Annotated in this window: 19 protein-coding genes; 8 read left to right on the forward strand and 11 right to left on the reverse strand. The window is 72.0% G+C overall.

Annotated features, from left to right (window positions below; translation table 11 throughout):
• Nucleotides 1-404 precede the first annotated feature (404 nt).
• On the forward strand, nt 405-1,073 hold the full coding sequence (locus ACQP2F_RS08995; RefSeq protein WP_433302411.1) for a site-specific integrase: 669 nt from the start codon (nt 405-407) through the stop codon (nt 1,071-1,073).
• A gap of 81 nt (nt 1,074-1,154) precedes the next feature.
• Here the strand turns inward: ACQP2F_RS08995 and glnA are convergent, their stop codons facing one another.
• Nucleotides 1,155-2,579, reverse strand: coding sequence for a type I glutamate--ammonia ligase (gene glnA / locus ACQP2F_RS09000; RefSeq protein ID WP_433307400.1), 1,425 nt, complete (start codon nt 2,577-2,579; stop codon nt 1,155-1,157).
• Nucleotides 2,580-2,796: 217 nt separating this feature from the next.
• Here glnA and ACQP2F_RS09005 point away from each other — a divergent pair, with 217 nt between their 5' ends.
• Nucleotides 2,797-3,180 (forward strand): RDD family protein, encoded by a 384-nt coding sequence (locus ACQP2F_RS09005; RefSeq protein ID WP_433302413.1) that lies wholly within the window; start codon nt 2,797-2,799, stop codon nt 3,178-3,180.
• Between the two features lie 119 nt (nt 3,181-3,299).
• Here the strand turns inward: ACQP2F_RS09005 and ACQP2F_RS09010 are convergent, their stop codons facing one another.
• Nucleotides 3,300-3,992 (reverse strand): DUF4191 domain-containing protein, encoded by a 693-nt coding sequence (locus ACQP2F_RS09010; protein ID WP_433302414.1) that lies wholly within the window; start codon nt 3,990-3,992, stop codon nt 3,300-3,302.
• A gap of 195 nt (nt 3,993-4,187) precedes the next feature.
• Here ACQP2F_RS09010 and ACQP2F_RS09015 point away from each other — a divergent pair, with 195 nt between their 5' ends.
• Together ACQP2F_RS09015 and ACQP2F_RS09020 are read left to right on the forward strand one after the other, a co-directional pair.
• A complete protein-coding gene (locus ACQP2F_RS09015) occupies nt 4,188-4,349 on the forward strand; it encodes a hypothetical protein (protein ID WP_433302416.1) in 162 nt (53 codons plus the stop codon).
• 53 nt (nt 4,350-4,402) lie between these two features.
• Nucleotides 4,403-7,258, forward strand: a complete 2,856-nt coding sequence (locus ACQP2F_RS09020; protein ID WP_433302418.1) for a helix-turn-helix transcriptional regulator — start codon at nt 4,403-4,405, stop codon at nt 7,256-7,258.
• A 210-nt stretch (nt 7,259-7,468) separates the two neighbouring features.
• Here the strand turns inward: ACQP2F_RS09020 and ACQP2F_RS09025 are convergent, their stop codons facing one another.
• Nucleotides 7,469-8,539 carry a hypothetical protein gene (locus ACQP2F_RS09025; protein WP_433302420.1) on the reverse strand — a complete coding sequence of 357 codons (1,071 nt, stop codon included), beginning with the start codon at nt 8,537-8,539 and terminating at the stop codon, nt 7,469-7,471.
• Between the two features lie 324 nt (nt 8,540-8,863).
• Complete coding sequence (lipA, locus tag ACQP2F_RS09030; RefSeq protein WP_433307402.1) at nt 8,864-9,760, reverse strand: lipoyl synthase; 897 nt, start codon at nt 9,758-9,760, stop codon at nt 8,864-8,866.
• 386 nt (nt 9,761-10,146) lie between these two features.
• On the opposite strand from lipA, the gene aspS reads away from it, so the two are divergent.
• Genes aspS through ACQP2F_RS09045 form a run of 3 tightly spaced genes read left to right on the forward strand, consistent with a single transcriptional unit; the run spans nt 10,147 to nt 13,898 of the window.
• The gene (gene aspS, locus ACQP2F_RS09035) at nt 10,147-11,412 is read left to right on the forward strand and encodes an aspartate--tRNA(Asn) ligase (protein ID WP_433302422.1); all 1,266 of its coding nucleotides are present in this window, start codon (nt 10,147-10,149) and stop codon (nt 11,410-11,412) included.
• A 33-nt stretch (nt 11,413-11,445) separates the two neighbouring features.
• On the forward strand, nt 11,446-12,642 hold the full coding sequence (locus ACQP2F_RS09040; RefSeq protein WP_433302424.1) for a hypothetical protein: 1,197 nt from the start codon (nt 11,446-11,448) through the stop codon (nt 12,640-12,642).
• The gene (locus tag ACQP2F_RS09045; protein ID WP_433302426.1) at nt 12,627-13,898 is read left to right on the forward strand and encodes a PQQ-binding-like beta-propeller repeat protein; all 1,272 of its coding nucleotides are present in this window, start codon (nt 12,627-12,629) and stop codon (nt 13,896-13,898) included. The genes ACQP2F_RS09040 and ACQP2F_RS09045 overlap by 16 nt, the downstream gene beginning before the upstream one ends.
• Here the strand turns inward: ACQP2F_RS09045 and ACQP2F_RS09050 are convergent.
• From ACQP2F_RS09050 to lpdA, 6 genes are all read right to left on the reverse strand, one after another.
• On the reverse strand, nt 13,891-14,055 hold the full coding sequence (locus tag ACQP2F_RS09050) for a peptide ABC transporter substrate-binding protein (protein ID WP_433302428.1): 165 nt from the start codon (nt 14,053-14,055) through the stop codon (nt 13,891-13,893). The genes ACQP2F_RS09045 and ACQP2F_RS09050 overlap by 8 nt on opposite strands.
• A 4-nt stretch (nt 14,056-14,059) precedes the next feature.
• Nucleotides 14,060-14,689, reverse strand: a complete 630-nt coding sequence (gene lipB / locus ACQP2F_RS09055) for a lipoyl(octanoyl) transferase LipB (RefSeq protein ID WP_433302429.1) — start codon at nt 14,687-14,689, stop codon at nt 14,060-14,062.
• Nucleotides 14,690-14,709: 20 nt separating this feature from the next.
• Nucleotides 14,710-16,572, reverse strand: coding sequence for a DUF2079 domain-containing protein (locus tag ACQP2F_RS09060; protein WP_433302431.1), 1,863 nt, complete (start codon nt 16,570-16,572; stop codon nt 14,710-14,712).
• Between the two features lie 38 nt (nt 16,573-16,610).
• Entirely contained in the window at nt 16,611-17,507 is an 897-nt protein-coding gene (locus ACQP2F_RS09065) for a TIGR01777 family oxidoreductase (protein WP_433302433.1), read from the reverse strand.
• An 83-nt stretch (nt 17,508-17,590) separates the two neighbouring features.
• On the reverse strand, nt 17,591-19,459 hold the full coding sequence (gene sucB, locus ACQP2F_RS09070) for a 2-oxoglutarate dehydrogenase, E2 component, dihydrolipoamide succinyltransferase (RefSeq protein WP_433302435.1): 1,869 nt from the start codon (nt 19,457-19,459) through the stop codon (nt 17,591-17,593).
• Nucleotides 19,460-19,513: 54 nt separating this feature from the next.
• Complete coding sequence (gene lpdA / locus ACQP2F_RS09075) at nt 19,514-20,905, reverse strand: dihydrolipoyl dehydrogenase (RefSeq protein ID WP_433302437.1); 1,392 nt, start codon at nt 20,903-20,905, stop codon at nt 19,514-19,516.
• Between the two features lie 164 nt (nt 20,906-21,069).
• On the opposite strand from lpdA, the gene ACQP2F_RS09080 reads away from it, so the two are divergent.
• Entirely contained in the window at nt 21,070-21,387 is a 318-nt protein-coding gene (locus tag ACQP2F_RS09080) for a hypothetical protein (protein ID WP_433302439.1), read from the forward strand.
• Here the strand turns inward: ACQP2F_RS09080 and ACQP2F_RS09085 are convergent.
• Nucleotides 21,384-22,922, reverse strand: a complete 1,539-nt coding sequence (locus tag ACQP2F_RS09085; RefSeq protein ID WP_433302441.1) for a leucyl aminopeptidase — start codon at nt 22,920-22,922, stop codon at nt 21,384-21,386. The genes ACQP2F_RS09080 and ACQP2F_RS09085 overlap by 4 nt on opposite strands.
• Between the last annotated feature and the right edge of the window lie 12 nt (nt 22,923-22,934).

A 22,934-nucleotide genomic window follows, 5' to 3' on the forward strand; every position in this document is an offset into this window, starting at 1 on the left:
CTCGCCCTACCGTGACACCCTTTTTCGCTTTCTTTCTGGTGAACGGCGATCAAAACATTCACATCGTCGGAGCTGATTCGGCCCTGAGTGCTGTGGGTTTCTAGGCCGCTATCGCTGCCATATCGGAGGGTTGGACCGAAAACAACATCTTGCGTCGAAAGCAATGTAATCTTAAATGACGCAGATATCTGCTTTACTTCGAACTATTCGCCCTTCACTTGGATTTTATATGCCAATCCTCGCTCAATCAAGTCAATTGAATAATCGCTTCCCCACTCGGTCGCGCCAGCCGGAAAGTTGGCCAGCAGATAGGCGTTAGCCTCGGCGATAAAGACCTCGTTCAACGACTTCGTCGATCCGTCTTGGAGGCGTAAGTTGGGCTTGCCGTCGACCGGGGAAAGCGGGTGATTCCGACGCCGGAGCAGGTTCACCGGCTGGCTGAGCTGATGCCCGACCGGCTGTCCGCGGCCGTTTACGTGGCCGCCGGCTGCGGGCTGCGGCTGGGCGAGGTGCTGGGTCTGGAGGTGGAGGACATCGACTTCCGGCGCGCGGAGCTGTCGGTCCGCCAGCAACTCAAGTCTCACGAAGGGCGCCCCGTATACCTCGGTCAGCCCAAGACCAAGACCAGCGTCCGCACGGTCGAGCTGCCGGACGTGGTGGCGGCGGCGCTTTGCGAGCACCTGAAGGCGGCAGGCGATCCGGTGGAGGTCGACGACGACACCGACCCTCGTCGGACGGTCCGCCGTCCGGCTGTGCTCGTGTTTCGGGGAGCGGACGGCGGCCCCGTGCTCGCCTCGACCTTCTCGCGCACGTGGACCCCGGTGCGGGCCAAGGTCGGTCTGCCGATGCGGTGGGGTTTCCACGGCCTGCGGCACTACTACGCGACCCTGCTGATCCACGCCGGGGCCAGCGTCAAAACGGTGCAACTCGCGCTGGGGCATTCGACGCCGACGGTGACGCTCAACGAGTACGTGCACGAGTGGCCCGATGCGCTCGACCGGACTCGGTCGCTGGTCGACGGGGCGCTCGGGGGACGCGAAACGGCGGTCACGTCGGCTGGGAGCCGAGCATGACCGCCGCTTCTCAAGATGTGCCCGAGGTGTGCCCAAGATCAGACCGGCGAGCGTTTCCGCAGGTCAGCGAGCTACAGCGGGTCAGACGTTGTAGTACATCTCGAACTCGTGCGGGGTCGGGCGCAAGCGGACCGGGTCGATCTCGTTGGTCCGCTTCCAGTCGATCCAGGTGGAGATCAGGTCCTCCGTGAAGACGCCGCCGGCCGTGAGGTACTCGTGGTCGGCCTCCAGGGAGTTGAGGACGGCGTCGAGGGAGCCGGGCACCTGGTTGACGCTGCTGAACTCCTCCGGCGGCAGGTCGTAGAGGTCCTTGTCGATCGGGGCCGGGGGCTCGATCTTGTTCTTGATGCCGTCGAGGCCGGCCATCATCTGGGCCGAGAACGCCAGGTACGGGTTGCTCGACGGGTCGGGGACGCGGAACTCGATGCGCTTGGCCTTCGGGTTGCTGCCGGTCACCGGGATGCGGGTGCAGGCCGAGCGGTTGCGCTGCGAGTAGACCAGGTTGACCGGAGCCTCATAACCCGGAACCAGGCGGCGGTACGAGTTGACCGTCGGATTGGTGAACGCCAGCAGGCTGGGCGCGTGGTGCAGCAGGCCGCCGATGTACCAGCGGGCCGTGTCGGAGAGGCCCGCGTAACCGGTCTCGTCGTAGAACAGCGGCTCGCCGTTCAGCCACAGGCTCTGGTGGGTGTGCATGCCCGAGCCGTTATCGCCGAAGAGCGGCTTCGGCATGAAGGTCGCGGTCTTGCCGTTCTCCCACGCCGTGTTCTTGATGATGTACTTGAACAGCTGCATCTGGTCGCCGGCGTGCAGCAGGGTCGAGAACTTGTAGTTGATCTCGGCCTGGCCCGCGGTGCCGACCTCGTGGTGCGAGCGCTCGACGGTGAAGCCGGCCTCGAGCAGGCGGCGGACCATCGAGTCGCGCAGGTCGCTGTAGTGGTCCAGCGGCGCGACCGGGAAGTAGCCGCCCTTGTACGCGGTCTTGTAGCCGCGGTTGCCGCCCTCCTCCTCCTTGCCCGAGTTCCAGGCGCCCTCGATCGAGTCGATGTAGTAGAAGGCCTGGTTCGCGGCGGTGGAGTGGCGGATCGAGTCGAAGATGTAGAACTCGGCCTCGGCGCCGAAGTAGGCGGTGTCGGCGATGCCGCTGGAGGCCAGGTAGGTCTCGGCCTTCTTGGCCACGTTCCGCGGGTCGCGCGAGTAGGCCTCGCGGGTGAACGGGTCGTGGATGAAGAAGTTCAGCGCCAGCGTCTTCTGCTGCCGGAACGGGTCGATGAAGGCCGTCGTCACGTCCGGCAGAAGCATCATGTCGGACTCGTGGATGGCCTGGAACCCGCGGATCGACGACCCGTCGAAGGCGAGACCGTCGGTGACGACGCTGTCGTCGAACGACTCGACCGGCGTGTTGAAGTGCTGCATGACGCCGGGCAGGTCACAGAACCGTACGTCGACGAATTTGACGTCCTCGTCCTTGAGGTATCGCAGGAGTTCCTCGGGATTGGCGAACAACACGTCCTCCTGGCACATGATTCGACACCGGGGCGGCGTGGTTGCGCCGCATGGCTAGGCTGGTCGCGACGCTATGGGTACGGAGTTGCCCGGGCGTATCCCTATTGTTTCCGTCGTGTTACGGCGTCGGAGACCGGGCCGCGACCCAGGCGAGGCTATCGCGGCCGTCACATCCGGCGCGCCCGGTCGGGAAAACCGGCCCGGTTACGCTGGCATGGTGTCGACGACCAGCGAGCCCCGGACCGATGTGGCGTCGTTCGGGCGGCGGGTGCTGGCGCTGCTGATCGACTGGGCCGCGGCCACGCTGGTGGCCAGCTTCCTGGTCGACGACCTGCGCGCGAACCCGTGGCCGCAGCTGGGCGTCTTCGTGCTGGCGCACGCGTTCTTCGTCGGCCTCTTCGGACAGACGCTGGGCATGGCGCTGGCCCGCATCCGGTGCATCTCCATCACGGACGGAGGGGCGATCGGCATCCCGCGGGCGCTGCTGCGGGGAGCACTGATCGCGCTGATCATCCCGGCCGTGATCTCTGATGGGGACGGTCGGGGGCTGCACGACCGGGCCGCGCGATCGGTGATGGTGGCGGCGCAGCCGCGCGGGTGACCCACCGCCACACGCGAAAGGCGCGCTGCGGCCCGGTGTTGCAGCTCGGCCGCGGGTGCGCGGCGTGGACTCGTCCGGACCGCGTACGCCTGCTGCTGCTTTTGTCGTTTTGCTCTTAGTCAGCGCTGACGCTGCTGGCGGAACGCGCCCTTGGCCGGCCGCATGTTCTTCGGGATCGCGCCCTTGGGCATCTGCGGACGGGCCATGAGGGCGCCGAGACGCTTGTCGAGCGCGTTGACGTCCTTGCCGGTGAGGTTGCGGGGGAGGCGCATGAGGGTGCTGCGCAGCTTGCGGATGTTGAGCTGGTTCTCCTCGGGCCCGATGATCCAGTCGTAGATCGGCGCGTTGCCGATGACCTTGGAGAGCCGCTTCTTCTCCTGACCGAGCAGGCCTCGTACGCGCTGGGCGTTGCCCTCGCCGAGCAGGATCACGCCGGGGCGGCCGATCACCACGTGCACCATGTCGAACTGGGTGGTCGAGCTCGCGGCCGGGCGGACGCGCCAGTCGCCGCGCATGTTCTCGATCAGGGACGCGGCGGCGCCGGGCTGACCCTCGGCCGCGTTCATCATCGCGGCGTTCGAGCGCAGGTTGAGCACGATCACGGCGGCCAGCAGCGTGAGCATGATGCCGACCGGGATCCAGATGTAGCCACCCGTCAGGAGCACGACGAGCACGGTGAGCGCGACCGGGATCAGAACCGCCGCGATCAGCAGCGGAACGAACCACTTGTCCTGCTTTGCCGTGAAGGAGAACACCTGACCGATCTGCTTCAGGCGCTCGCCGAACGACACCTTCTCCTGGGGTTTTGCCATAACCCGGAAGTGTAGTGGGACTGCGGTGCCTTACGCGGGCCGGGCACCGGGGGCCGCGGTAGGTAAGGAGGGCCCGGGCCGCGGAATGAGGCAGGTTCCCCATGTGGGCGGGGTGCCTTCGCGCGAAGAGTCGACATCGACAACGAAGGACCTGTCGAAAGGCGCGACGAGATGTTTCCCCACAGCGACCCGTCCATGACCCTTGAACTGCACCGCCAGCGGGTGGCCGAGATGATCCGCGAGGCCGCCGGCCACGAGCTCGCCCGCAACGTCACCACCGGGCAGCACCGCCGCTTCGCCCGATGGCGCGCGCGCCGTGACCGGGGGCGCGGCGCGCGGGTGACCGCGGCCGCATGAGCGGCGAAAAAGGGGCGCGATTCTTGTCGTACCCCCATGGCATGCTCGACCTCATGACAGCGCACGTGCACAGCGAGGTCCTGGTCGGCCGCGAGGCCGACCTGGCCGCGTTGCGCGACGCGCTCAAGCGGGCCCGCAGCGCCGAGCCGTCCACCCTGCTGGTGGGCGGCGAGGCCGGGGTCGGCAAGACCAGGCTGGTCGAGGAGTTCCGCCGCACGCTGGCCGGCGAGCCGGTGCGGGTGCTCACCGGCCAGTGCCTCGAGCTCGGCGAGGAGGGCCTGCCGTTCGCCCCGTTCGCGGCCGCCCTGCGCGAGCTGGTGCGGGCCGAGGGCACCGCGATCCTCGACGGGCGCGAGCGCGAGTTCGCCCGGCTGCTGCCCGAGCTCGGCCCGCCGCCCGAGCCCGGCGACGCGCGGCGCGGCCTGCTCTTCGAGTCGGTCGGCGCCCTGCTCGAGCGGGTCAGCGGCAGCCGGCCGATCGTGCTGATCCTCGAGGACCTGCACTGGGCCGACCGCTCGACCCGCGACCTGATCGGCTTCCTGGTGCGCTCGGCCCGGGTGCCGCAGATGCTGCTGATCGGCACCTATCGCACCGACGAGCTGCATCGGGGACATCCGCTGCGGCCTTTCCTGGCCGAGCTGGATCGGGTACGCGGCGTGCAGCGGCACGAGCTCGACCGGCTCGACCGCGAGGGCACCGCCGAGATGCTCACCCAGATCCTCGGCGTCGAGCCGCGGGCGGCCACGGTCGACGCGGTGAACGAGCGGTCCCAGGGCAACCCGTTCTTCATCGAGCAGTTCGCGGCCGCGGCCGACCCGGCCTGCACCGACATCCCGGCCAACCTGCGTGACCTGTTGCTCTCCCGGGTCGACCAGCTGCCCGAGCCGGCCCAGCAGGTGCTGCGGGTGGCGGCGGTCGGCGGCACCAAGTTCGGCCACGAGCTGCTGCTGCGGGTCGCGGGCATCGACGAGGCCGCCCTCGAGTCGGCGCTGCGCACGATCGTGGCCGCCCAGCTGGTGGTGTTCGACCCCGACGGGGGTTACGAGTTCCGGCACGCGCTGGTCCGCGAGGTCGTGCACGACGACCTGCTGCCCGGTGAGCACGCGCGGCTGCACGCGCGCTACGCCCAGGCGGTCGAGGACGATCCGTCGCTGGTCGCGGTGGGGCGGGCGCCGGCCGAGGTGGCGCACCACTGGCACGCGGCGCGCGATCATGCGAAGGCGCTGGTGTCGGCGAAGCGGGCGGCAGTCGAGGCGGGGCGGAGCTTCGCGTACGGGGAACAGGCCGGCCTCCTCGATCGCGTCCTGAACCTGTGGGAGGACGTCCCCGACGCCGAGCGCCTGCTCGGGATCGGCCACCTCGACCTGCTCGAGGAGGCGGCGATGGTCGCGATCGACGCCGGCGACCACATGCGGGCCCTCACGCTGACCCGGGCCGCCCTGCGCGACCTCGACGCCGAGGCCGAGCCGGTGCGGGCCGCGCGCCTGCTGATCCGCCGGGTCAAGCTGCTGCGCAACACCGGCAAGAGCGACGGCGCCGCGGAGTGCCGGGAGGCGTACCGCCTGCTCACGCTGGCGCCGCAGGGGCCCGACCGGGTGCGGCTGCTGGCCGACCTCGCCCACCTCTACTCCGACCTCGACGGCGACGAGGCCGCCCGGATCGCGGCCGAGGCCAAGGCGGCCGCCCCCGCCGAGGGCGACCTGGCCACCGTCGTGGCGGCCGAGGTGGTCTTCGGCGAGGTCTGCACCGGCCGGGTGAACGTGGAGGAGGCGCTGCCGACCATGGCCGCGGCGGCCGAGCGGGCCCGGGCGACCGGTGACCTGGCCAGCCTGACGCACTCGCTGGTCAGCATCTCCGACTCGCTCTACGAGCTGAGCCGGTACGCGGAGTCGGCGGCGGCCGCGGCCGAGGGCATCCCCGACGCCGACCGGGTCGGGGTGAGCCGCACGACCGGCGTGTTCCTGCTGGCCAACCACGCCGAGGCGCTGATCGCGCTGGGCCGGTGGGACGAGGCCGACGCCCGGCTCGCCGAGGCCGCCCGGCACGACCCGCCCGGCCGGCTGGCGCTGCCCTGGCTGCGGCTGCGCGCCTGGCTGCGGCTGGCTCGCGGGCAGGAGGGCGCCGAGCCGCTGATCACGCGGGCGGCGATGTGGCTGGGCAAGCCGTACCTGATGGCCGAGAACCGGCTCTACCTGTTCGAGCTGCGGATCCTGATGGAGCTCGACGCCGGCGACCCGATCGCGGCGGCCGAGGTGGCGCGGACGGCGGTCACCCACCCCTGCGTCCTCGAGCGGCCGCGCTACTCGTGGCCGGTGCTGGCGGTGGCGGCGCGGGCGGCGATGCTGGCGCCGGGCGGCGAAGACCTGGCGCGCACGGTGGCCGAGGTGGCCGCGACGGTCACCCGGCGCTATCCGGCGGAGATCGCGTACGCGGCCCAGGTCGACGCTGTGCTGCACGGTGGCGAGGATCGGTGGCGGGCGGCGGTCGAGGCGTGGCGGGCCGACGGCCGGCGCTACGAGATCGCGGCGGCGCTGCTCGGGCTGGCGGAGGCGCAGGCGGCCGACCGGGCGGCGGCGGCCGAGACGCTCACCGAGGTCAGCGCGATCGCCGACGAGCTGGGCGCGGCGCCGCTGCTGGAGGCGGCCGACACGCTCGCGCGCCGGCTCGGGTTGCGGACGCCGGGGGCCGCGGCCGTGGTCGCCGCCGGCACCGAGATCCTGACGGCCCGCGAGCGCGAGGTGCTGCGGCTGGTGGCCGAGGGCAAGAGCAACAGCCGCATCGCCCAGAGCCTGTACATCTCGCCCAAGACGGCCAGCGTCCACGTCTCGCGCATCATCGCGAAGCTGGAGGTGGCCAACCGCGTGGAGGCGGCGGCGGTCGCTCATCGGCTGGGGCTGCTCGACGAGTAGGGGTCGGCGCGGGGCCGGCTCGGCCACGGGGTGGGCCGGCTCTGCGGGATCGGCCGCGGGGCGGGCGGCCCTGCGGGATCGGCCACGGGGTGGGCCGCCCCTGTGGGACTCGCCGGCCTGCGCGGGTTGCGGCGTGGCCGGCTGGTTCACGCGGGGTGGCGGACGTCGCGGGCTGGTTCGTGCGCGGTGGGCGGGTTGCTCTCGGGCGCGTCAGGCCAGGCGGCGGTTGAGGCGGACCAGCCAGGTCAGGGCCGTGGCGCCGGCGCCGATCATCAGGAGGCCCAGCGCGATCGCGATGATGCTGCCGGTGCCCATGCCGGTGTCGGCGATCGCCGTGGCCGCGGCGTCGGTGTCGTCGGGGAAGGTCGGGTAGGCGGCCGGGGCTTCGGCGTAGGTGGGGCCGGCGGTGGCGCTGCCGTTTGTCGCGGTGGGGGACGCCGCGCTCGGCGAGGGTGCGCCCGACGGTGTGCGGGCGGCCGGCTGTCCGGTACCGGCCTGGCCGGCCGGCGCGGCGCCGCCGACCGGAGTCGTGACGCAGGGGGTCGAGGGCGCGCGCCACTGGGCGACGTGGGTGGTGAAGGAGCTGTCCCGGACCGTGAAGGTGGCGCCCCGGGCGACCTTGATCGTCGTGGAGCGTCCGGGGGAGAGGCGGATGCGGCGGCTTCCGCTGAGGAAGACGGCCTCGGCGTTGGCGGTGGCGGCGTTGGCGAGGGTGGCGGTGAAGGTGCCGTCGCAGGCGTTCGCGTAGGTGACGGTGGGGACGGCGGTGCAGGCGGTCGCGCCGGCGGTGCGGGAGGCGAGCGGGCCGGCCGAGCGGCTGCCGGATGCGCCGAGGGTCGCGCTGCCGTAGGGGTTGGCCATGCTCGTGGTCTCGGTCCGGACCGCGGTCCCCGCGAAGGCGTCGACCTGGGCGTAGCAGGCGGGCACGGCAACCTTCAGCGTCACGCTGCGCCGGGACGCGGTGATCGTGCCGGTGGCGGTGTCGTAGAGGAACTGGCCGGCGTTCGAGCCGGGGGCGCCGCTCGTGTAGGAGACGAGGGAGAAGGCCTGCTTCTGGCCCGAGCAGAGGGTTTTGACCGCGGCGATCGTGACGGTGCCGGCGGTGCCGTTGAAGGTGTGCCGGTAGGTCGCGCTCGCCGCTGACGCACAGCCGTCGGCGGCGGTGGCCCCGGTCGCGGTGATGGCGCTCGTGGGTGAGGCGGCCGCGGAAGCCGTGGCGGGCGCCTCGAGGACGGCGATCACGGACGCCATGCCGGCCAGGAACAGCAGGAAACGGCGCACGGCCGGACCACCCCTACCTTCGAACGGTCGGGGCCGGTCTCACCAGTGACTCGCCGGGCCGTGTAACGGTGACCGAGATGCTCGGCCCGGGTCTGCGTCTCCCCTCGGGGCGATTTGCCCCGGCTCATCGAGGTTAGGCACGACAAATCGGCATCGCCCACTGGCCGAAAGGTCCGAAAAGCGGGAGATGCGCTCGCCGGTGGGTGCCATGTGGTGGGGCGCTGCCGCGCGGCGGGCGCGCGGGTGCGGCGGGCGAAGCCGTGCGGCGGGTGCGGCGTGGCGGCGAGGTACCGTGCGGCGCGGTTGCGGGCGCGAGGAGGTGCGTCAGCCGCGGGCTTCGAGGGCCTGACGGTAAAGCCGCCCGGCGCGGTAGGACGAGCGGACCAGCGGGCCGCTCATCACGCCCGCGAAGCCGATCTGCTCGGCCTCCTCGCGCAGCTCGACGAACTCCTCGGGCTTGACCCAGCGCTCGACCGGGTGGTGGCGCGGGGTCGGGCGCAGGTACTGCGTGATGGTCACCAGCTCGCAGCCGGCGGCGTGCAGGTCGCGCAGCGCCTGGGAGATCTCGCTGCGCTCCTCGCCCATGCCGAGGATGAGGTTGCTCTTGGTGACCAGGCCGGCCGCGCGGGCCTGGGTGATCACGTCGAGCGAGCGCTCGTAGCGGAAGCCGGGGCGGATCCGCTTGAAGATGCGCGGGACGGTCTCGACGTTGTGCGCCAGCACCTCGGGCGTCGCGCCGAAGACCTCGGCCAGCTGCGACGGCTCGGCGTTGAAGTCGGGGATCAGCAGCTCGACGCCGCAGCCGGGCTGGAGCTTGTGGATCTGGCGGACCGTCTCGGCGTAGAGCCAGGCGCCACCGTCGGGCAGGTCGTCGCGGGCGACGCCGGTGACGGTCGCGTAGCGCAGGCCCATGGTGGCGACGGACTCGCCGACGCGACGCGGCTCGTCGGCGTCGAACTCGGCCGGCTTGCCCGTGTCGATCTGGCAGAAGTCACACCGGCGGGTGCACTGGTCACCGCCGATGAGGAAGGTCGCCTCGCGGTCTTCCCAGCACTCGTAGATGTTCGGGCAGCCCGCCTCCTGGCAGACCGTGTGCAGGCCTTCCTTCTGCACCAGGCCGCGCATCTGCGTGTACTCGGGGCCCATCTTGGCCTTGACCTTGATCCACGGCGGCTTCCGCTCGATGGGAGTTTCGGCGTTGCGCGCTTCGATGCGCAGCATGCGGCGGCCCTCGGGAGCAATAGTCACAGCCCCGAGATTACGCCTGAATAGGGCCCTGCCTAGACAGGGGCGACGAGGCTCACGTGGCGCGTGGTGTGACCGCCGTCACCCCACCTGCTGGTAATTCGGTTTCCCTGCCGGTGACCTGCTGTTAACGTTCCGCCAACGGCGATGAAGGAGCCAAGTAGCGCCTCCGATCCGCCGGCCGAGAGAGCCGCCGTAGCTGTGATGGCGGACCGTGCGCCGGGGCGTGAAGACACTCCTGAGCCGAGCACGAAAAGAGGCGCCCGTTCCCGACGGGCGCGAAGGTGTGGTGGCACCGCGAGGATCCCGCTCGCCCACACCTCCCTGGGGCCGCGTTGCAGACACCAGAGGAGGCAACCGCCATGCAACGCATCCTCTCCACCCAGCTGACCGCACACCGGGGCGAGACCGTCACGATCGCGGGCTGGGTCCACCGCCGCCGGCTGCTGAAGTCGGTGGCCTTCCTGATCGTGCGCGACGCCGCGGGCCTGAGCCAGGTCGTCGTGACCGAACCCGGGACCCGTGAGCAGCTCGAGGCCATCGGCGAGGAAAGCGTGATCGAGGTCGTCGCCACGGTCACCCACAACGAGCAGGCGCCGGGCGGGGTCGAGCTCACCGCACCGGTCATCCGGGTCTTGTCCGCTGTGGACGTACCGCTGCCGTTCGAGCTGCATCGGCCCGCGCTCACCGCGAGTTTGCCCGCCGAGCTGGACCACGCGGCCCTTGCGCTGCGTCACCCCGCGCGACGCGCGTCACTCAGGGTGTCCGCCGCGGCGACTGCGGGTTTCCGTACGGCGCTGAGCGCCGAGGGCTTCACCGAGATCCAGACGCCCAAGATCGTCGGGTCGTCCACCGAGTCCGGCGCGAACGTCTTCCCGATCGACTACTTCGGCCGCCCGGCCTACCTCGCGCAGTCGCCCCAGCTCTACAAGCAGCTGATGGTCGGCGTCTTCGAGCGGGTCTTCGAGGTCGGGCCGGTGTTTCGCGCCGAGCCCAGCGACACCGCGCGCCACCTCGCCCAGTACACGTCGCTCGACGCCGAGATGGGCTTCGTGCGGGACCACCGGGACGTGATGGCCGCCCTCACCCGCACACTGTCGGTGATGATGGCGACCGTCGCCGAGCGCGTCGGCGTGACCACCCCTAAGGTGCCCGACGAGATCCCGTCGGTGCCGTTCGCCGAGGCGCTGCGGATCGCGGGCGCCCCGGCCGACGAGGGCGACATGACCCCCGCGTACGAGCGGGCGCTGGGCGAGTGGGCGCGGCGCGAGCACGACTCCGAGTTCGTCTACGTGACCGGCTATCCGATGCGCAAGCGGCCGTTCTACACGCACCCGGACCCGGCCGACCACGCGTACTCGAACGGATTTGACCTGCTCTTCCGGGGTTTGGAGATCGTCACCGGCGGGCAGCGGCTGCATCGCCACGACGACTACGTGGCGGCGCTGACCGCGGCGGGCGAGCCGCTCGAGCCCTATCGGGGATATCTTGACGGTTTCCGGTACGGGATGCCGCCGCACGGTGGGTGGGCGATCGGCCTGGAGCGGTTCGTGGCCCGGCTGCTCGGCATCGCGAACGTGCGCGAGGTGACCGCGTTCCCGCGCGACCTGCACCGGATAACGCCGTAGCTCACCGCGACTTGACGAAGGGTGGGATCCACTGTGACGGTGCTGATCGATCTCGATGCCGCACCGCCGCCGCCGTCCCACCCTCGTCCGCGGTGGAGCACGACCCGGCCCGCGTTCCTGGCGGCGCTCCTCGTCCTGGCCTCATGCCTGGGCGGGGCGGCGCTGCCGGAGCGGGTCGACGGTCTCACCCGGGTCGGCGAGGCCCGGGCCTTCACGGCGCGCCTGCTCACCGCCGACGCGTTGCTCACCGCCCACGCCGAGCAGGCCGGTTCCCGGATCGAATCGGCGCCGCTGACCCCGGGCGGACCGCGGTGGACGGCGACGGTGACGGCCGGGCTGCCGGTGCTGACGCTCGGCGGTGACGGCCGGACGCTGATGGCGCAGCCGCGCGAGCAGGAGGGCCGCACCACCTTCCTCGACGCGCGGACGGGCAAGGTGCTGTGGACCGCCCCCGAGTTCGCCAAGATCCATCTGGCCGGCGCCCGGGTGGCGCTGTGGACGTGGGACGACGAGAACCTGACCGGCAAGCTGCGGATGGCCGACCTCGCCACCGGGCGAACCGTGTGGAGCCGCGGGGCCGACCTGCTCGCCATGGACGGGGACGCGACCCGGCTGATCACGGTCGACCCGGCCGGCACCGGCTCGGTCCTGGCGGTGGCCGACGGCCGGGTGCTGACGGCCGGCCGCGACCTGGGCCTCGACGTGGAGGGCTGGGGCTTCGACTACGCCGGCCGGTCCTCCTCCGAGGCCGTCCTCGGCGACACCCTCTACTGGTGGTCGCCGACGGCCCTGACCGCGTACCGGGTGGGAGACCTCGGGCAGCGCTGGAAGGTCGAGATCCCGCCGACCGACCGGCTCGTGCCGTGCGGCGGCCTCGTCTGCGCCCTCGGCCGCAACGTCACCACGGCGATCGACCCGGCGACCGGGGCGACGCGCTGGGCGGCGCCGTGGCGCACGATCACGCCCGGCGGGGTGGCGGTGACCGTGGCCGGCCGGGTCGCCCGGCTCGACCCGGCGACCGGCCGGGTCGTCGCGGAGCTGGGCCGGGGCAGTCCGGTCGGCGGCCTGCTGCTGCGTTTCGAGCGGGACCGCACCTGGGTCGCCTCGCTCGCCGACGGCCGGATCATCGGCGTGCTTCCGCTGGTGTTCCCGACCGAGTGCGACGTGTCGGGGCCGTTCCTGGCCTGCCCGGCGACCGGCGAGACGGTCTCGGTATGGCGAGTGGAGTGATCGACCTCGATCGGGCGCCGCCGCGCCCGCGTCCGCGGCCGGGCCACGGCGGGGTGCATCGTGCCCGCCCGATCGTGGCCGTGCTGCTCGCCCTGATGCTGGGCGGGTCCGTGGCGCCGGCCGGCCACGACCGGATCACCCACGTCGCCGACACCGGCGGCCGGCCGACGGCCTTCGCGCTCGCCCCGGGCGCGCTGTTCGCCGCCCACGGGCGGGCCGGCGGCGGCGCCCCGGGCGCGCTGTTCGCCGCTGACGGGCGGGCCGGCGGCGGCGCCCCGGGCGTGCTCTTCGCCGCCCACGGGCGGGTCGGCGGCGGCGCGACGGTGATCGAGGCGATTCCGCTCGGCGGCGGTCCCGGGTGGTCGGCCGCGCTCGCCGGCGAGCGGCCGGCGCTGTCGCTGGACCCCACCGGCTCGACGCTCGTCTACTGGCCGGCCCAGAACGGGCGGATCACCTTCCTCGACGCCGCCACCGGGCGGGTGCGGTGGGAGGGGCCCGAGTCCGGCATCGCGCGGGTCATCGGCGACCGGGTGGCGGTCGCGGATCCGATGCGGTCGATCGTGCGGATGGCCGATCTCGCGACCGGACGCACGATCTGGGAGGCGCGCGGCGAGGCGTACTCGTTCGACATCGGCGACCCGGGGACGGCGCTGCTTTCGCTCGACCACGACGGCCGGGCCACGCTGCGGTCGGTGGCGGACGGCTCGGTGCTCGCCTCGGGCCGTGACTTCGGCATCGACCCGTACGAGCAGGGGATCGGCCGGGCGAGCGCCGCGGTGATCGCCGGCGGCACCGTCTACGTGCATGCGCAGACGTTCGTGGCCGCGTACCGCCTGCGCGACCTCGTCCCGCTCTGGCGCACGCCGGTTCTCGAGCCGAGCGAGATCGTCGCCTGCGGCCCGCTGGTCTGCGCGACCGGCTCGCACGGCGCGACCGCGCTCGACCCGGCGACCGGCGCCGTCCGTTGGACGAACCCGGTCTGGCAGACGATCAGCAACGGTCTCGCCATGGACGGGGGCGGCGGCACGGTCCGCTTCGACCCGGCGACCGGCCGGGTGGTGGCGGAGCTCGGCCGGGGCGGCGTGGTCGGCGGGCTCATGCTGCGTTTCGACGGCGAACGCACGTGGGTGAGCGATCTCGCCGGCGGGCGGGTGATCGGCTTCCTGCCGATGCTGGCGCCGGGTCCGTGCACGGCGGCCGGGATCTACCTGGCCTGCTTGGCGGGCGACGCGGTCTCGGTGTGGGCGATCAGGTGAGGACGCCGATCGTCACCGCGGCCACGATCGCCAGCGGGATGATCGTGGTGAGGATCAGGATGGCCCAGGCGACCGGGTGGCCGAAGTTCAGCACCACCCCGCCGCCCTTCTTGGGCACGAAGACGCGCTTGTCGCGCGGGTCGCGGTAGAGAGCCATCGGATCAGAACAGCGTCGGCAGGTGCCGCTCGAGGATCGGCATGACCTCGGCGACCGGCACGTCGCGGCCGAGCTCGGCGCTCAGCGACGTCACCCCCGCGTCGCGGATGCCGCAGGGCACGAAGCGGTCGTACGCCGACAGGTCGCAGTCGCAGTTGAGCGCGAAGCCGTGCTGGGTGACGCCGCGTGCGACCCGGATGCCGATCGCCGCGATCTTGCGGTCGGGACCGCGGTCGTCGGCGAGCACCCAGGCGCCGCTGCGCCCCTCGACCCGGTCGGTGGCGACGCCGAGCTCGGCGCACAAGTCGATCAGCAGCTGCTCGGTGCGGCGGACGTAGGCGACCACGTCGACCGGGTCGGGCAGCTTGAGGATCGGGTAGCCGACGAGCTGGCCGGGGCCGTGCCAGGTGATCTTGCCGCCGCGGTCGACGTCGACGACGGGGGTGCCGTCGAACGGGCGGTCGGCCGGCTCGGTGCGCTTGCCGGCGGTGAAGACGCTGGGGTGTTCGAGCAGCAGGATGGTGTCGGGCTGGTCGCCGGCCACCACCGCGTCGTGCAGGCGGCGCTGCTCGGCCCACGCCTCGCGGTAGTCGACCAGACCGGGGCGGAGCACGGTGAGCGTGGAGGATGTCACGCCCCCAGGCTAGTCCGATATCAGCGATCGATCGGATCCACACCCGGCCGGATGCGCCACACCAGCACGTCGTCGACGCGCTCCGGCTGGCCGAGCAGCTCGGTCGCGGTGAGCTCGACGGCCGCGCGGTAGAGCATGCCGTCGGCGCCGGTGATCTCGTCGGTCAGGAAGACGGCGTCGATGCCCCAGTACTGGAAGTCGGCCCGGGCCTGGGCCCGGTCCCAATTGGTGACCTGGGCGACGTAGCCGTACAGCGAGGCCCGCAGGAACAGCCAGTCCGTGCGCCGCGGGACCGCGCCGATCCGGCCCTTCTCCTTCTTGCCGCCGGTGTCGGGGCCGAGGAAGTAGCCGTCGGGGATGCGGAACTGGGGGCCGCCGCGGGCCATCGTGTACGCCTGCCAGCGCTGCCCGTCGGCGGCCACGTTGGTGGCGAACGGGAGCGAGGTGATCGTGCCGCCCGCGGGCACGTACCGCTGCCAGGTGCCGTCCGCGATGAACTTCGGCTCCGGCGTCCGCACGGTGGTGAGCAGCGGCAGCGGGAACAGCGGGATCAGGGCGAAGGCGAAGGCGGCCGCGAACGACGTGTGCGCCGGGTGCGGGACCGTCTCGCGGTCGAGGAGCAGATCGGCGGTCATCGCCAGGATCACGCCGAAGACCCCGACCAGGACCAGCGCGAAACGGGCCGGGAGCGCGGAGTCGAACAGCGGAAGGCGCTGCAATATCGCGTACGGGAGGGGAATGTCGGTCTCGGTGCCGAAGATCAGCAACCGGGGCCCGAACGAGAGCACCATGAAGACGCCGCCGACCACGGCCAGCGCGCGCAGCGTCGAGCGGCGACCGGCGTCGGCCCGGCGCCAGAGCAGCAGCCACGCGGCGACGACCAGGATCATCAGGGGCAGGCCGAAGAACGAGGTCTGCTCGGTCGGGTTCGGCGCGAGGTCGTTCGTGAGGCCGGCCCAGGCGGCGATCGTACGGTCGGAGTAGGCGAAGTAGGACGCGATGTCTTCCGCGTAGTGCCGCTGGTTGAAGCCCGTCCCGCCGAAGGTCTGCGGCCCCGTGAAGTGCATGTAGAGCGGGTAGGCCAGCAGCACCCCGGCCACCACCGCGGTCACCCCGAGCCCGGCCAGCACGGTGGGCAGCGCCGCCCGCGCCTCGGCCCGGGTCGCCCGCGGCACCGACCAGGCGATCAGGAAGACGCCGCCGGCCAGCGCCACGAAGAACAGGCCCTCGGCGGCGATCGAGAAGCCGACCGCGAGCAGCGCGCCCAGCACGACGCCGTTGCGCAGCCACCGGCCCTCCTGCCGCAGCCGCAGCAGCGCCCACAGCACGACCGGCGCGATCCAGCCCGACGACCAGTTCAGGTGGCCGTTGGCGTGCGCGACGAAGCCGGGGGCGAAGCCGCAGAACAGGCCGCCCAGCGCCGCCGACGCCCGGTTGCGGGCCACGAACTTGCCGAGGAACAGATACCACGCGAAGGCGGCCGCCGCCATGTTCAGCGTCAGCACCGTCACGAAGGTGACCTGCGGCCCGGCCAGCACCGTCAGCGGGGCGAACAGGATCGCGTACACGGTGATCGAGGTGTTGGCCGCGAGGTTCACCCCGAGCGGCGTGTTCATCATCGTGGTGAAGAACGGGTCGCCGCCGTGCCGCAGCAGGTGCGTGCCGTAGGCCAGGACCCACTCGAAGAACGCCTGGTCGCCCACGTTGTCGGCGATGACGTGCGTGTACGGCTGCCGCCAGAGCCCGTGGGTCAGGTAGACGGCGAGGCCGAGCGAGGCCAGGGCCATGAGGAAATGGGAACGGCGGAGTCGGCTCGTCGTCCCGACGACAGGCGGAACCGGACGATCCTCTCCGGCTTCGGTGGCGGGCGCGGCGACGGACATCAGCCGCAGGTTAGCAAGTCAGCGCCCCTTGTCTCGCGTCAAACATCGACTGCGGCGCGCAGGGCGGATTCGACATCCGGATAAGACCACCGAAAACCGGACTTCTCCAGTACGGCGGGGACCGCCCGCTGACTGATCTGGAGTTCCTCGGCGAGGCCGCCGAGGGCGAGGTCGAGCGCGAAGCCGGGCACGCTCAGCAGCGTGGGCCGGTGCAGGACGCGGCCGAGCGCGCGGGTGAACTCGGCGTTGGTGCACTGCACCTGGCCGACCATGTTGACCGGGCCGGCGATGTCCTCCCGGTCGATCAGGAACTCGGCGGCGCCGAGCCAGTCGGCCAGCGCCATCCAGGCCATCCACTGCCGGCCGGCGCCGAGCTTGGCCCCGGCGCCCAGGCGGAACGGGATGAGCAGCGGCTTGAGCATGCCGCCGTCGCGGGCCAGCAGCGGCGCGGTGCGGAGCAGGACGACCCGGGTGCCGGCGTCCTCGGCCGGCCGGGCGGCGGCCTCCCAGACCTGGCACAGGTCGGCCAGGAACGTCGTGCCGGCCGGCGCCTCCTCGGTGGCCGGCCGGTCGCCGGTGTCGCCGTAGCGCCCGACGCCGGAGACCTGCAGCATCGTGCGCGGCCGGTCGGCGGCGGGTAGCTGCTTGATCGCGCGGGCCAGCGTGCCGGTGGTGTCCACCCGGCTCGACCGCAGGGTGCTGCGGTAGCCGGCGGTCCAGCGGCGCCCGATGGTGGCGCCGGCCAGGTTGACCACGACGTCGGCGGCGGCCACCGCGGCCGGGTCGATCTGACCCTGGGACGGCTGCCAGGTGCTCTCGTCCGGGCCGGTCGCGGGGCGCCGGACCAGCCGGGTGATCTCGTGCCCGGCGGCGCTGAGGCGGCCGGCCAGTCGCGTGCCGAGGAAGCCGGAGGCGCCGGCGATCAGGATCCGCATGGATCCATGATGCCCGGACTCGAACAGGTTCAAAACGAAGGGCGTGCCGGATCACTCCGGCACGCCCTTGCCTGTTGCTTCGGTCAGAGGCCGAGCTCGGCCTCGAACTGGCCGCCCTCGAGGCGCTCCTTCATCGTGCCGAGGAAGCGGGCCGCGTCGGCGCCGTCCACGATCCGGTGGTCGTAGCTGAGCGCCAGGTAGACCATCGAGCGCGGTGCGATGATCTCGCCCAGCTCGGGGTCGGTGATGACGACGGCGCGCTTGACCACCGCGCCGGTGCCGAGGATGCCGACCTGCGGCTGGTTGATGATCGGCGTGTCGAACAGCGCGCCCCGGCTGCCGGTGTTGGTCAGCGTGAACGTGCCGCCGGACAGCTCGTCCGGGCCGATCTTGTTGTTGCGGGTGCGGTCGGCCACGTCGGCGATGCGCTTGGCCAGGCCGGCCAGGTTGAGGTCGCCGGCGTCGCGGATCACCGGGACGATCAGGCCGCGCGGCGCGTCGACCGCGATGCCCAGGTGCTCCCCGTCGTGGTAGGTGACCGTGTTGTTCTCGAGGTCGATCGACGAGTTGACCACCGGGTGCTGCTGCAGCGCCTCGACCGTGGCCAGCGCGAAGAACGGCATGAAGGTCAGCTTGACCCCGTGCTTGGCCTGGAAGTCGGCCTTGGCCCGGTTGCGCAGCTGGGCGATCTTCGTGACGTCGACCTCGACCACCGTGGTGAGCTGCGCCGAGATCTGCAGCGACTCGACCATCCGCCGGGCGATCGTCTGGCGGGTGCGGGTCAGCTTCTCGGTGCGGCCCCGCAGCGGGCTCGGCGCCGCCTTGGGCGCGGGTGCCGCGGCCGGCGCGCCGGCGGACCGGGCGGCGGCGGGCTGCGCGGCCGGGGCCGGGGCGGCCTTGGCCTTCTCCGCGGCCTCGGCCGCGTCGATGACGTCCTGCTTGCGGATGCGGCCGCCGACGCCGGTGCCGGTGAGCTTGGACAGGTCCACGCCCTTCTCGGCGGCCAGCTTGCGAACCAGCGGCGTGAGGTAGCCGGCGTCGCCGGCGCCGTTGCCCTGGGTGGCCTCGCGGCTCGGGGCCGCGGCGGGGGCCGGCGGCTCGCCCTTGCTCTCGGCCGCCGACGGGTCCTTGGCCGCCTCGGCCTCGGCCGTGGGCTCCGCGTACGAGTCGCCCGGCGCGAACGAGGGGGCCGGGGCCGACTCGATCCTGGGCTGCTCCGGCTGGGGCTCCGGCTTGGGCTGCTCCTGCTCCTGCTTCGGGGCGGGAGCCTGCTGCGGCGCCGGGGCGGCGGCCGGGGCCGCACCCTGCTCGCCGACCACGGCGAGCACGGCGCCGACGTCGGCGGTCTCGTCCTCCTGCACCTTGATCTCGAGCAGCGTGCCGGCGACCGGCGACGGGATCTCGGTGTCGACCTTGTCGGTGGAGACCTCGAGCAGCGGCTCGTCGGCCTCGATGGTGTCGCCGACCTGCTTGAGCCAGCGGGTGACGGTGCCCTCGGTGACGCTCTCGCCCAGGGCCGGCATCTTCACGTCGGTGCCGGATCCGCCGGCTGACGGCGCGGTGGCCTGCTGCGGCGCCGGGGCCTCCTCCTCGACCGGCTTCTCGGTCGAGGGGGTGGTCGGGGCCGGCGGCTCCGGCTCCTCTTCCCGCTGCGTCTCCTGCTGCGTCTGCTGCGGGGCGGCGGGGGCCGGCTCGGAGGAGCCCGCGTCCTCACCGTCGCCGGAGATGACGGCGAGCTCGCTGCCGACATCGGCCGTCTCGTCCTCGCCGACGACGATGCGGGTCAGGACGCCCGCGGCCGGCGACGGGATCTCCGTGTCGACCTTGTCGGTGGAGACCTCGAGCAGCGGCTCGTCCGCCTCCACCCGCTCGCCCTCCTGCTTGAGCCAGCGCGTGACGGTGCCCTCGGTGACGCTCTCACCCAGCCGCGGCATGGTGACCGATACCGGCATTCTCAGAACTCCTTAACCGCTTCTACGTCTTCGGGAACGAGTAGATCAGCTCGATCAGCTGTGTGCATGCAGGGGCTTGCCGGCCAGCGCGAGGAATGCCTCGCCGAGAGCCTCGTTCTGCGTCGGGTGGGCGTGCACCAGCTGGGCGACCTCCTCCGGGAAGGCCTCCCAGTTGTAGATCAGCTGAGCCTCGCCGACCTGCTCGCTCATCCGCGCGCCGATCATGTGCACGCCGAGGACCGGGCCGTCGTTCAGGCGGACCAGCTTCACGAAGCCCGCGGTCTTGAGGATCTGGCTCTTGCCGTTGCCGCCGAGGTTGTAGTTGTACGTCGAGATCTTGTCCGCGCCGTACTTCTCCTTCGCCTTGGCCTCGGTCAGGCCCATCGAGGCGATCTCGGGGTCGCAGTAGGTCACCCGCGGGATGCCGGCCTCGTCGATGACCGCCGGGCGCAGGCCCGCGATCTCCTCGGCCACGAAGATGCCCTGGGCGAAACCGCGGTGCGCGAGCTGCAGTCCGGGAACGATGTCGCCGACCGCGTAGATGTTGCCGACGCCGGTGTGCAGGCGCTCGTTGGTGATCACGAAGCCGCGGTCGAGCGCGATGCCCTGCTGCTCGTAGCCGAGGCCCTGGGTCGTCGGGCCGCGGCCGACGGCGACCAGCAGCACCTCGGCCTCGACCGTCTCGCCGCCCTGGATGGTGGCGCGCACGCCGCTGTCGGTGTGCTCGACCTTCTCGAACGGCTTGCCGACCTTGAAGTTGATCTTCCGCTTGCGGAACGCGCGCTCGAGCTGCTTGGAGATGTCCTCGTCCTCGGCCGCGACCAGCCGGGGCAGCGCCTCGAGGATGGTGACCTCGGCGCCGAAGGCCTTCCAGACGCTGGCGAACTCGACGCCGATGACGCCGCCGCCGAGCACGATCGCCGACGCCGGCACGCGGTCGAGCTTGAGAGCGTGCTCGCTGGTGATGACCCGCTTGCCGTCGACCTCGAGGCCGGGCAGCGAGCGCGAGTAGGAACCGCTGGCGAGGATGATGTTGCGGCCGGTGTAGCGCTGGCCGCCGACCTCGACCGTGTCCTTGCCGACGAGCTTGCCCTCGCCGTTGACCACGGTGATGTTCTTGTTGTGCGTGAGCAGCCCGGTGAGGCCCTTGTACAGCCGGGAGACGACACCGTCCTTGTACGAGTTCACCCCGGCCATGTCGATCGAGTGCAGCTCGGCCTTGATGCCGAACTGCTCGGCCTCGCGCGTCTGCTCGGCGACCTCGGCCGCGTGCAGCAGCGCCTTGGTCGGGATGCAGCCGCGGTGCAGGCAGGTGCCGCCCAGCTCGGCCTTGTCGATCAGCGCTACGGAGAGGTCGAGCTCGGCGGCGCGCAGGGCGGCCGCGTACCCGCCGCTGCCGGCACCGAGAATGACGATGTCGAAGGTTCCGCCGTTCGGCTGGCTCACGTTGACTCCAGTGGTCGCATCGCCGCCATGTGGGTCACACAATGGAAACGGTCACAGTACGTCTTGGCCATCTTGTCACTTGTGGAACCGATCGATGCAGCCAGGTGCCCGTCGGCGAGCCCCCGGGACGTACCCTTGCGGGAATTGAGCGTGAGGAGCGGGGAGTGGCCTGGTTTCGGCGGCGTACGGAGACCCGGCGGCCGGCCGGGCGGCCGGTTGATCGTGCCGATCTCGACTATCTTGCGGAGTTCGTCCGCTCCCGCCGGGGAGTCGAGGCCTTCATCGAGCCCCGCACCACGGTGACCGAGACCACGGTGTTGCTCGTGGCACACGACGGCGAGTGGACCCGGCGCCGGATCGAGTCCCCCGAGATCGCCCGCCGCTGGGCCCACCAGCTCGCACTGCCGATCTACGACGTGCGGCTGATGGGCTACCCGCAGCGCATGCGCGACTACAACGCCCGCCAGAAGAGAATGGGCTAGCTCTCCAGATCGTCGATGGCCTGGAGGAACGTGCGGACGGGCACGCCGGTGCCGCCCTTCGTCCAGTAACCGGTCGCCTCGCCCGCGTGGTAGCCCGGCCCGGCGATGTCGATGTGCGCCCACTCGACCCCGTCGGCCACGAACTCGCGCAGGAAGACGCCGCCCTGCAGCATGTGCCCGGCCCGGTCGAGGTTCGCGTTGGTCTGGCAGATGTCGGCGATGTCCGACTCCATGCCCTTGCGGACCTCCTCCGGCAGCGGCATCGGCCAGGCCGGCTCGCCGACCTTGTCGCCGGCCGCGCGGATCAGCTCGACCGCCGCGTCCGAGCCCATCAGCCCGGCGATCCGCTTGCCCAGCGCGACCACCTGGCCGCCGGTCAGCGTGGACGCCTCCAGCACGTACTCGGCGCCGTCGGCGCAGGCCCGGGCGATCGCGTCGCCCAGCACCATGCGGCCCTCGGCGTCGGTGTTGAAGACCTCGACCCGCTTGCCGTTGAACATCGTGATCACGTCGCCCGGCCGGTACGCCGAACCGGACGGCATGTTCTCGGCCATGGCCAGATAGGCGCTGACCGCCACCTTGGGCTTGAGCTCGGCGATGGCGAGCATCGCGGCGCCGACCGCGGCCGCGCCGGCCATGTCCGACTTCATCTCCCACATGCCGGCCGTCGGCTTGATGCTGATGCCGCCGGTGTCGAAGGTGATGCCCTTGCCGACCAGCGCCACCTTCTTCGGCGACTCGACGCCCGCGGGCACGTAGCTGAGCTTGACCAGCCGGGGCGGCGCCTCGGAGCCCTGGCCGACGGCCACGATGCCGCCGTAGCCGCCGGACTTGAGCTGCTCGAAGTCGAGCACCTCGACCTCGAGGCCGGTGCCCTCGGCCGCCGCCACCACCGCGTCGGCGAACTGCGGCGGCCGCAGGTTGTTGGGCGGCGTGTTGACCCAGTCGCGGGTGGTGCGCACCGCCTTGGCGACCGCCTCGGCCCGGGCCAGCTCGGCGCGGGCGGCGGCGTCGGACGCGTCCGGCACGTACACCTGGAGCGCCGTGACCGGATCGCGGCGGCCCGGCTGCGGCTTGGTCTTGTAGCCGGCGAAGCGGTAGCCGCCGAGCAGCGCGCCCTCCAGGATCGCGCGCAGCACGGCCGGCGCGTCCTCGTCGTCCGGGATCGGCAGGGCCAGCGCCACCGTCGCACTGCCGGCCAGCGCGCGGACCGCCGCCCCGGTGCCACGCCGCAGCTTCTCCAGCTCGGGCGCGGAACCGGACGGCTCGTCGCCGAGGCCCACGGCGATCACCAGCGGCGCGGCGATCGTGCCGAGCGTGGCCAGCTTGGTCACCTCGCCCGGTGCGCCGCCGGCGCCGAGCAGCGCCAGCGTCGAGGTGAGCTTGCCGTCGAAGGCGGCGGCGATGCTCTCGGCGCCGGCCGCCGGAAGCAGGGCGCCGCCCTCGTCGGGCTGACTGTGCAGGCCGATGACGATGGCGTCGACGGCCAATTCGGCCGGGTCGTTATCGACCAGGCTGAGGCTGGGCTGGGTCACTCGGGCTCTCCG

It is taken from the genome of Actinoplanes sp. CA-030573 (assembly GCF_050951115.1).
Lineage (GTDB): Bacteria > Actinomycetota > Actinomycetes > Mycobacteriales > Micromonosporaceae > Actinoplanes.